1 protein-coding gene is annotated in these 835 nt (G+C 59.0%); it reads left to right on the top strand.

The window, feature by feature from the left end; translation table 11 throughout:
• Positions 1-98 precede the first annotated feature (98 nt).
• Positions 99-773, top strand: coding sequence for an acireductone synthase (mtnC, locus tag B3Q33_RS10595; RefSeq protein WP_286827524.1), 675 nt, complete (start codon positions 99-101; stop codon positions 771-773).
• Positions 774-835: the final 62 nt, after the last annotated feature.

Raw genomic sequence — 835 nt, 5'->3', positions numbered from 1 at the left:
GGAGCTTGCTTGCAAGCGAACCTCCGTGCGTGATCTGGCTGCCTGGTTCGGCTGCAAGCAACCTCCTACAACAGCCCACCCAACCCGCGAACCGAATCATGATCAAGGCTATCGTTACCGACATTGAAGGCACCACCAGCAGCATTTCCTTCGTCAAGGAAGTCCTGTTCCCTTATGCCGCCAGACAATTTCCGGCGTTTCTCGAAACGCACTGGGATCAACCACAGATACAGGCACAGGTGCGGGCGGCCGAGCAGGAAAGCGGTCGGACTCTGGAAAGCCCAGCCTCAGCCAATGCCCTCTTCCAGCAGTGGATCCGCGAGGACCGTAAAGCCACCCCGCTGAAATCCCTGCAGGGAATGATCTGGAAGGCCGGCTATCAAAATGGGGATTACACCGCTCACCTCTACCCGGATACCGCCGCTGCCCTGCAAGCCTGGAAGGAAAAGGGGTTCGACCTGTACGTGTACTCCTCCGGCTCTATCGCTGCCCAGAAACTGTTCTTCGGCTACAGCGATGCGGGGGATCTGACCGGTCTACTCTCCGGCTATTTCGACACCACCTCCGGCCATAAACAGGACGCTGGTAGCTACCGCACCATCCAGCAAGCGATCGATTTGCCGGCGGAGCAATTGCTGTTTCTGTCGGATGTGGAAGCGGAACTGGATGCGGCGGCTGACGCGGGATTCCAGACTATTCGCCTGGACCGGGAAGGCAGCCAGGGGGAAAGTCGGCACCGGGTAGTGACGTCATTCGACGAAATCGCCCTGTAGCGCCACCTACGGCCGCACAACGGGAAAACAGGAAATGCCGGGTGCACTGAGCCGAAGGCGAA

Origin of the sequence: Alcanivorax sp. UBA3183, assembly GCF_002364155.1 — a bacterium.
GTDB lineage: Bacteria > Pseudomonadota > Gammaproteobacteria > Pseudomonadales > Alcanivoracaceae > Alcanivorax > Alcanivorax jadensis.
Note: the sequence above shows the minus strand (reverse complement) of the source record. Positions and strands in the feature narration are given on the sequence as shown.